8 protein-coding genes are annotated in these 7782 nt (G+C 58.1%); 5 read left to right on the top strand and 3 right to left on the bottom strand.

Going from position 1 to position 7782, the window contains the following annotated elements; translation table 11 throughout:
* The first annotated feature begins 588 nt into the window (after nt 1–588).
* On the top strand, nt 589–1476 hold the full coding sequence (rhtA, locus tag KGB24_RS20495; protein ID WP_223415878.1) for a threonine/homoserine exporter RhtA: 888 nt from the start codon (nt 589–591) through the stop codon (nt 1474–1476).
* A gap of 169 nt (nt 1477–1645) precedes the next feature.
* Complete coding sequence (locus KGB24_RS20490) at nt 1646–1927, top strand: hypothetical protein (RefSeq protein WP_008032597.1); 282 nt, start codon at nt 1646–1648, stop codon at nt 1925–1927.
* Nucleotides 1928–1936: 9 nt separating this feature from the next.
* Here the strand turns inward: KGB24_RS20490 and KGB24_RS20485 are convergent, their stop codons facing one another.
* The gene (locus KGB24_RS20485) at nt 1937–2497 is read right to left on the bottom strand and encodes a TetR/AcrR family transcriptional regulator (protein ID WP_223415880.1); all 561 of its coding nucleotides are present in this window, start codon (nt 2495–2497) and stop codon (nt 1937–1939) included.
* Between the two features lie 92 nt (nt 2498–2589).
* On the opposite strand from KGB24_RS20485, the gene KGB24_RS20480 reads away from it, so the two are divergent.
* Both KGB24_RS20480 and KGB24_RS20475 read left to right on the top strand, forming a co-directional pair.
* Entirely contained in the window at nt 2590–3318 is a 729-nt protein-coding gene (locus tag KGB24_RS20480; RefSeq protein ID WP_223415877.1) for an SDR family oxidoreductase, read from the top strand.
* A 36-nt stretch (nt 3319–3354) separates the two neighbouring features.
* Nucleotides 3355–3945 (top strand): 2-hydroxychromene-2-carboxylate isomerase, encoded by a 591-nt coding sequence (locus tag KGB24_RS20475; RefSeq protein ID WP_223415876.1) that lies wholly within the window; start codon nt 3355–3357, stop codon nt 3943–3945.
* On the opposite strand, the gene KGB24_RS20470 is transcribed toward KGB24_RS20475, so the two are convergent.
* Nucleotides 3942–4940 carry a zinc-dependent alcohol dehydrogenase family protein gene (locus KGB24_RS20470; RefSeq protein WP_223415875.1) on the bottom strand — a complete coding sequence of 333 codons (999 nt, stop codon included), beginning with the start codon at nt 4938–4940 and terminating at the stop codon, nt 3942–3944. The two genes, KGB24_RS20475 and KGB24_RS20470, sit on opposite strands and share 4 nt — an antisense overlap.
* Before the next feature lie 104 nt (nt 4941–5044).
* Between KGB24_RS20470 and KGB24_RS20465 the strand changes: the two genes are divergently transcribed.
* Nucleotides 5045–5965 carry a LysR family transcriptional regulator gene (locus KGB24_RS20465; RefSeq protein WP_223415874.1) on the top strand — a complete coding sequence of 307 codons (921 nt, stop codon included), beginning with the start codon at nt 5045–5047 and terminating at the stop codon, nt 5963–5965.
* Here the strand turns inward: KGB24_RS20465 and KGB24_RS20460 are convergent.
* On the bottom strand, nt 5958–7766 hold the full coding sequence (locus tag KGB24_RS20460) for an aminopeptidase P family protein (RefSeq protein WP_223415873.1): 1809 nt from the start codon (nt 7764–7766) through the stop codon (nt 5958–5960). The two genes, KGB24_RS20465 and KGB24_RS20460, sit on opposite strands and share 8 nt — an antisense overlap.
* Nucleotides 7767–7782: the final 16 nt, after the last annotated feature.

The raw sequence follows: 7782 nt of genomic DNA, 5'->3' as shown, positions 1-7782 counted from the left end.
GTGATGCTGATAATCTTGTTGACTATCAGTCTGACTCCACAAGCACCCACACGAATTGCTTGATTCAGTTGTTAAAGAGCGGTTGGTTAAGATCTTTCGTCTCAACCGAGGCGCGCATTCTACAGCGTCCTCTATATCTGTCAAGCGGTTATTTTCAGAAGTTTTCAAAGTTTCCTTTGCAACTTCAACCACTTGCGCTTCCGATCTCTCGTTAGCGGGAGGCGAATTCTACAGCGTTACTCGCTGCTGTCAACACCTCTTTTTCTCCGCTTTCGACCGAGAAGATCGAACCGTCAAAAGAGCCAAACAACACCGCTCTTTCAACTCCTTCTGCGCTTCGATGACCTGAAGCAACTCGCTGTCGAAAACTGCGTAACTCTTTGTTTACCAAGGAGTTTTCCGTTTCGACTGCGCCGGAAGTGGGGCGAATTATAGACTTCCAGAATCTGCCGTCAACCCCTAATTTAGCCTTTCTATCAGGATGCTCAAAATCACTGCTTATATATAGACGCGAACACCTTGAATGCGCAGTATATTGCCCAACACTAGAACAATACGTTCGTTTCCTGCCTTGGACGATGCCACGCAATGAATGACCACCCCCGCAGCCTTGCCTCGACCCTGTTCTCGGTTGGCCTGCTATTGATAGCCATGGCGTCGATCCAGTCCGGAGCCTCCCTGGCCAAAAGCATGTTCCCGGTTATCGGTGCGCAGGGGACAACGACCCTGCGGTTGATTTTCGCCAGCGTAATCATGCTGATACTGCTGCGCCCATGGCGGGCGAAGCTCACAGCGAAATCCTTGCGCACGGTCATTGTCTACGGGATGGCACTCGGCGGCATGAACTTCCTCTTCTATATGTCCCTACGCACTGTCCCATTGGGAATCGCGGTAGCGCTGGAGTTCACCGGGCCGTTGGCGGTCGCTATTTATGCCTCACGTCGCGCGATCGACTTTTTATGGATCGCACTGGCCGCCACCGGGTTGCTGTTGTTGATACCCACGGGAGCCACGACTGCCGGTATCGATCTGGTCGGTGCGGGTTATGCCTTGGGGGCCGGAGTCTGCTGGGCGTTGTACATTCTATTCGGCCAGAAGGCCGGTGCAGACAATGGCGTACAGACTGCTGCACTGGGCGTCATGATTGCCGCACTGTTCGTAGCGCCTATCGGTATTGTGCATGCCGGCGCCGCGCTGCTGACGCCATCGCTGATTCCCATAGCGATCGGCGTCGCCCTGTTGTCCACTGCCCTGCCCTATACGCTGGAAATGGTCGCCCTGACCCGAATGCCAGCCCGCACCTTCGGCACGCTGATGAGTATTGAACCTGCGTTCGGTGCCCTGTCAGGTCTGTTGTTCCTCCATGAATACCTCTCACTGTCACAGTGGATGGCTATCATGTGCATCATTCTGGCTTCCGTCGGTGCAACCATGACCATGGGCAGTGCAACAAAACCTGCGGTTGCGGCGGATTAATACAGGATTTGACGAAGGTCTGGTATTTGCCGCGCAATTAGGCCATGTTTAGGCCCGTAACCCAGTGTCAGACATGGACTTTTCACGATAGGGATATAAGAACGCTTCAAGCTAAAGCGAACACGGCCAGACCCGGGCGCAAAGATCCGGGGACGCTATAAGGACAGCAATGAAACGAATTTTGATACTGATCGCCATACTTGCAATTGCGGGCTGCGCGGCGACTTCGGAAACTCATACCAAACGTGGCAAGAAAGGATTGCATATCAACTGTTCCGGGCTGTCGTCATCCTGGGACAAGTGCTACACCAGCGCAGCTAACTCCTGTGCACCCAAGGGATACAAGGTCATCGCGAAATCAGGGGATGGCGTGGAAGAACCTGGCGATTATCCGTTTGGTCTCAACCCGGCCGGCTATACCAGCCGCAGCATGATCGTCATCTGCAAATAGGCCGCCTCTTCAGGTCCGTGGACCGGCGATCTGACGGCTGATCTCATCGTAACTGGACTTCAGTACCGTGCGCTGGATGTCAGGGGTGGCGAGCATTCGCGCCACAACCAACGCACCGATGCATTGCGACAGAACCGCCCATGCCAGGCTGTCGCTCTCCAGAATCCGCGCCCAACTCTCTTGTAGCCGACAAATCCAGTTCTCCGCCTGCTGCCGGACCAGCACGTCTGAACGGGCTATTTCGGCGCCCAATGCCGGCAAGGCACACCCCGACTCCGGGTGTTCGACATGGGACATGCTCAAATAATGCTTCAGGCAGCGCTCGAGCCTGTCACGGTCCTGATCCGCCCCCAATCGTTCCAGGCTTTGAACCAGCTCACGCTCGACAATTGAAGCGAACAGCTCATCCTTCGACGAAAAGTGGCTGTAGAAAGCCCCGCCACTCAAGCCGATCGCTTTCATCAAGGCATCGACACCGACCGTTGCGAAACCCGACTTCTTCGCCGACAACGCACTGCTTTCCAGCAGCTTCTGTTTGGTTTCCAGTTTGTGATTGGCCGAGTAACGCATTGCCTTGCCCTCTGTATTGATCATCTTGACGCCTGCCGAATCGTAGCATAACGTTCGTTTAGTTAACGATCGTTTAGCAAAGAGAGCACCTCATGAATAATAAGAAGGTCGTACTGGTTGTCGGCGCCGGTGATGCTACTGGTGGAGCTATTGCCAAACGTTTTGCTGAAGAAGGATTTGTCGCCTGTGTCACCCGGCGCAGTGCGGACAAACTCCAGCCATTGGTGGACGCCATCAACGCAGAAGGCGGTGAAGCCCATGGTTTTGCCTGTGATGCGCGCAAGGAAGAGGACGTGATTGCGCTGGTCGAGCAGATTGAAAGCCAGATCGGCCCCATTGAAGCGTTTGTGTTCAACATCGGCGCCAATGTGCCGTGCAGCATTCTCGAAGAAACCGCTCGCAAGTATTTCAAGATTTGGGAAATGGCCTGTTTCTCAGGCTTTCTCAATGCCCGTGAAGTGGCCAAGCGCATGGCCAAGCGTCAGCGGGGCACGATTCTGTTTACCGGCGCGACCGCCGGCCTGCGGGGTGCCGCCGGATTTGCAGCATTCGCCGGTGCCAAGCACGGCATTCGCGCACTGGCTCAAAGCATGGCCCGCGAACTGGGGCCGATGAATATCCACGTTGCCCACGTCGTCGTTGACGGCGCTATCGACACCGACTTTATCCGCGACACCTTTCCCGAGAAGTACGCCACCAAGGATCAGGATGGCATCCTCAATCCCGAACACATCGCCGAGAACTACTGGTACCTGCACAGTCAGCCCCGTGACGCCTGGACCTTCGAGCTGGACCTGCGCCCCTGGAGCGAACGCTGGTAAGCCCTCCCCAATAACAATAATCAGAGCGCATTGAACATGAGCAAAACCGTTGAGTTCTACTTCGACCTCGGCAGCCCTGCCACCTACCTGGCCTATACCCAACTGCCGAAAATCTGCGAGCAGACAGACAGCCAACTGGTGTACATCCCGATGCTGCTGGGCGGCGTTTTCAAAGCCACCGGCAACGCCTCCCCCGCGACCATTCCGGCCAAGGGCCTCTATATGTTTCAGGACCTGGACCGCTACGCCAAACGTTATGGCGTGCCACTGAAGTTCAATCCGCACTTTCCCATTAATACATTGATGCTGATGCGCGCCGTCACTGGCATGCAGTTACGCCATCCCGAACGCTTTCAGGCATTCATCGACTGCCTGTTTAAAGCGCTTTGGGTCGAGGGACGCAGCCTCGATGACCCGGCGACCGTCGCTTCAGTGTTGACGCAGAACGGCTTTGACCCCAACGAAGTGCTGGCCCTGACCGCCGATGAAGACGTCAAGGCAGCGCTCAAGGACAACACCGAGAAAGCGGTGCAACGCGGCGTGTTCGGCGCCCCCAGCATGTTCGTCGATAACCAGCTGTTTTTCGGCCAGGATCGACTGGACTTCGTCATTGAAGCCCTGCGTTAAATCTCGATGACCAACCGCCCCTGAGCCGCTCCGCAAACCAGCAGCTCATGGGCGGCCTCGGCGGTTTGCAGAGTGAACGCCCGAGGATCCATTAACGGCTTCAGCTTGCCCGCCTCGATCAAGAGAGCCGCCTCACGAAGAATCTCCCCGTGACGCTCGCGCCCCATGCCGGTGAGTAACGGCAATAACGTAAACACGCCGGAATAGGTTGCGCCACGAAACGAGAGCGGCGCCAAACTGTGCTGCCCCCAACCGAGGCAACTCAACACATGACCGTGATAAACCCGTACAGCCTTGAATGACGCATCCAGGGTCTCACCGCCCACCGTGTCGTAGACGATATCGAAGCCCTCCCCATCCGTGTGTTGCGCTACATATTCCTCGACCGAAGACTGGCGATAGTCGATAAACGTCGCACCGAAGCCTTCGATGATTGCCTGATGCCTGGCAGAACCGGTGGCAAACACCTGGGCACCGAAGGCGCGGGCTATTTGCACCGCCACATGCCCCACACCACCCGCACCGCCATGAATCAGCACCTTCTGCCCCGCACGCACCCGCGCCCGGTCCACTAACCCTTCCCACGCCGTAATCAACACCAACGGCAACCCCGCCGCCTCACGCATACTCAAATTGCCTGGCTTGCGCGCCAGCAGTCTGGCATCGATTGCTGCGTACTCCGCCAACGAACCCTGCACCCCGCCAATGCCGGTGGCCATGGCATAAACCTCATCGCCCGGCAGCCATCCACTGACCCCCTCCCCCAACGCCTCGATAGTTCCCGCCAGATCAACGCCCAACACCGCCGGCAATGACTGACGCGCGTGGGCGGCCTGGCCCGAACGGATTTTTCCGTCCAGTGGATTTACCCCGCTGGCTTTGATCCGGACCAATACCTGCCCTGCTTCCGGCACCGGCCGTTGAATGGAAACCAAGCGTAGCGGCGCGTTGGCCGAGTCGACAATCAGAGCGTGCATTTCAAGTGAGTCAGTCATTTCGCATATTTCCGTCAGAGGTGGCTGTGGGATAAATCTTCGGCCAACCGACTCATGCTGATAAGACGCCAAATAGCTATAGTGACCATGCCTATCCGGCATCAATGAGAACTCCCGTGGACAAACTCAATGCAATGGCGATCTTCGTAAGGGTCGTCGAACGCGGCAGCTTTTCTGCCGTTGCCCGAGAGATGCAGACCAGCCAGCCCACCATCAGCAAAGTGCTCAAGGCGCTGGAGACCGGACTGGGCGGAAAACTGATTGCACGCAGCACCCGCCAGCTTTCCCTGACGGATGAAGGTCAGCGGTACTACGACGAATGTCGACAAATCCTCGCAGCCGTCGATGCGGCCGAGCACAGTTTCCAGTCCGACAGGGAGCGCATTGCCGGTCACCTGCGCATCGGCTCATCGGTCAGCTTCGGGCGTTTGCAGATTGCCCCGCGCCTGGCGCAATTCCTTGAGCGCCATCCCGACATAGAAATCGACCTGCAACTGAGTGATCAAAACCAGGACCTGGTCAGCGAAGGACTGGACGTCACCTTCAGAATCGGCGAACTGAATGACAGCGGCCTGATCGCCCGTCACATCGGCACCACCCACCGCGTAACTGTCGCAGCGCCCGCCTACCTCAAAAAACACGACCAACCGCACACACCGGCAGAACTGAGCGGGCACAACTGCCTGCAGTTCAATCTGTTGAACAGTCAGAATCTATGGGTTTTCGAGAAAAACAATCAACGCCACGAGGTGCGGATCAAGGGCAATGCGCAAAGCAACAACTCGGAGGCAATCCGCGAGATGGTGCTGGGGGGACTGGGGATTGCGTTGTCGCCGGTGTGGCTGTTCAGCGAAGACTTGAAAGCCGGGCGGGTGACTGCGATTTTGCAGGACTACACCGCGCAGTCACTGCCGATGCATGCTGTGTCCCCGGCGAATCGTCGCCAATCCGCCAGGGTCAAAGCCTTTGTCGACTACATGAGCCAGGCGCTGGAAGCAGCGCCTGAACTCAAGCCGATCAGATAGCAGCAGTTCGAGTGTTCAGCCACTCAAGGGCTGCACCGTCGACCAGCGGGCTCAAGCGTTCGCGCACTTCGGCGTGATACGCGTTGAACCACTGTTTTTCGTCCTGAGTCAGCAACGACGGTTCCAGGCAGCGCGTGTCGATCGGGCACAGGGTCAGGGTTTCGAATTTCAGGAACTCACCGAATTCGCTCTTCCCCGCTTCACGGTTCAACACCAGGTTCTCGATCCGCACGCCCCAGCGACCCGGACGGTAGGTGCCCGGCTCGATGGAGGTGATCATGCCCGGCTGCATCGCGGTTTGCGGCGCAGCAGCAGCTTGATAGGCAATCACTTGCGGGCCTTCGTGAACGTTGAGGAAGTAGCCGACGCCGTGCCCGGTGCCGTGACCGTAATCAACGTTTTCCGCCCAGATTGGCGCACGGGCGATAGAGTCCAGCAACGGCGACAAAATGCCCCGAGGGAATTGCGCACGGGACAGCGCAATGACGCCCTTGAGCACTCGCGTGCAATCGCGCTTCTGCTCAGCGGTTGGCGTACCGACCGGCACCATCCGCGTGATGTCGGTGGTGCCGCCCAGGTATTGGCCGCCGGAGTCGATCAGCAACAGACCGTCGCCCTCGATCACCGCGTGCTCTTCTTCGGTCGCGTGGTAATGCGGCATCGCCCCGTTGGCGTTGAACGCGGCAATGGTGTTGAAACTCAACGACACGTAATCCGGACGACGCGTACGCGCTGCGGTCAGGTGTTCGTCGATGGTCAGTTCGGTGATGCGTTCACGGCCCCACGCCGACTCCAGCCAGGCGAAGAATTCGCACAGCGCCGCGCCATCCTGCTCCATGGCCTTACGGATATGCTCGGCATCGGCCAGGCTTTTCTGCGATTTGGCCAATGTCGTCGGGTTCAGGCCTTCGACCAGTTTCACGCCGCTGTTCAGGTTATCCAGCAAACCGGCGGTGACGCGTGCCGGATCGACTTGCAGGCTCGAGCCGCTCGGCACTGCGCGCAAGGCGTCGGCCACTTCGCTGTAATCGCGCAGGGTCACGCCGTCCTTTTCGAGGACCGCGCGCAGCTCGGCGCTGACTTTGCTCAAGGCCACGAACAGGGTTGCCTGTTGTTGGTTGATCAAGGCGAAAGAGACGAACACCGGATTGAACGACACATCGCCGCCGCGCAGGTTGAACAGCCAGGCGATGTCGTCGAGGGTGGCAATGAAATGCCAGTCGGCGCCACGCTCTTTCAACACCTCGCGCAGGTTGGCGAGTTTTTCGCCACGGCTGACTGTCGCCTGAGGCGGCAGGTGCTGATAGATCGGCTCGTTCGGCAACGTCGGACGATCGCTCCAGACTTCGCTCAACAGATCGATGTCAGTGCGCAAACGGGCGCCGCGCTCTTCGAGCTTGCTTCCCAACGTACGTGCCGAGGCCACGGCCATCACCGCACCGTCTACCGCGACGACGCCGCCTTCAGGGGTTTGCTCGGCCAGCCAGTCCAGCGGGCTGGGTTGACCCGGTTGCAGCTTGACCAGTTCGATGCCGCTGCCTTTAAGCTCCTTGGTCGCTTGCTCCCAATAACGGCTGTCGGCCCAGACGCCGGCAAAATCCGGCGTGACGATCAGCGTGCCCACCGAGCCATGAAAGCCCGACAGCCATTGCCGTCCTTGCCAGTAGCCCGGCAGGTATTCCGACAGGTGCGGATCGGCCGACGGCACCAGCAGGGCGTGAATGCCCTCCCGGCTCATCAGCTTGCGGGTGTGCGCCAGGCGCTCGGGCACCGATCCATTGATCGAAGGCTGCGTACTCATCATGTCTCCTGCTAAT

Source organism: Pseudomonas sp. BF-RE-25 (assembly GCF_019956105.1).
In the GTDB taxonomy this organism is placed as follows: domain Bacteria; phylum Pseudomonadota; class Gammaproteobacteria; order Pseudomonadales; family Pseudomonadaceae; genus Aquipseudomonas; species Aquipseudomonas migulae.
Note: the sequence above shows the minus strand (reverse complement) of the source record. Positions and strands in the feature narration are given on the sequence as shown.

Coding starts and splice junctions, on each gene's coding strand:
- rhtA (WP_223415878.1), top strand. CDS start 589: ATGAATGACCACCCCCGCAGCCTTGCCTCGACCCTGTTCTCGGTTGGC.
- KGB24_RS20490 (WP_008032597.1), top strand. CDS start 1,646: ATGAAACGAATTTTGATACTGATCGCCATACTTGCAATTGCGGGCTGC.
- KGB24_RS20485 (WP_223415880.1), bottom strand. CDS start 2,497: ATGCGTTACTCGGCCAATCACAAACTGGAAACCAAACAGAAGCTGCTG.
- KGB24_RS20480 (WP_223415877.1), top strand. CDS start 2,590: ATGAATAATAAGAAGGTCGTACTGGTTGTCGGCGCCGGTGATGCTACT.
- KGB24_RS20475 (WP_223415876.1), top strand. CDS start 3,355: ATGAGCAAAACCGTTGAGTTCTACTTCGACCTCGGCAGCCCTGCCACC.
- KGB24_RS20470 (WP_223415875.1), bottom strand. CDS start 4,940: ATGACTGACTCACTTGAAATGCACGCTCTGATTGTCGACTCGGCCAAC.
- KGB24_RS20465 (WP_223415874.1), top strand. CDS start 5,045: ATGAGAACTCCCGTGGACAAACTCAATGCAATGGCGATCTTCGTAAGG.
- KGB24_RS20460 (WP_223415873.1), bottom strand. CDS start 7,766: ATGAGTACGCAGCCTTCGATCAATGGATCGGTGCCCGAGCGCCTGGCG.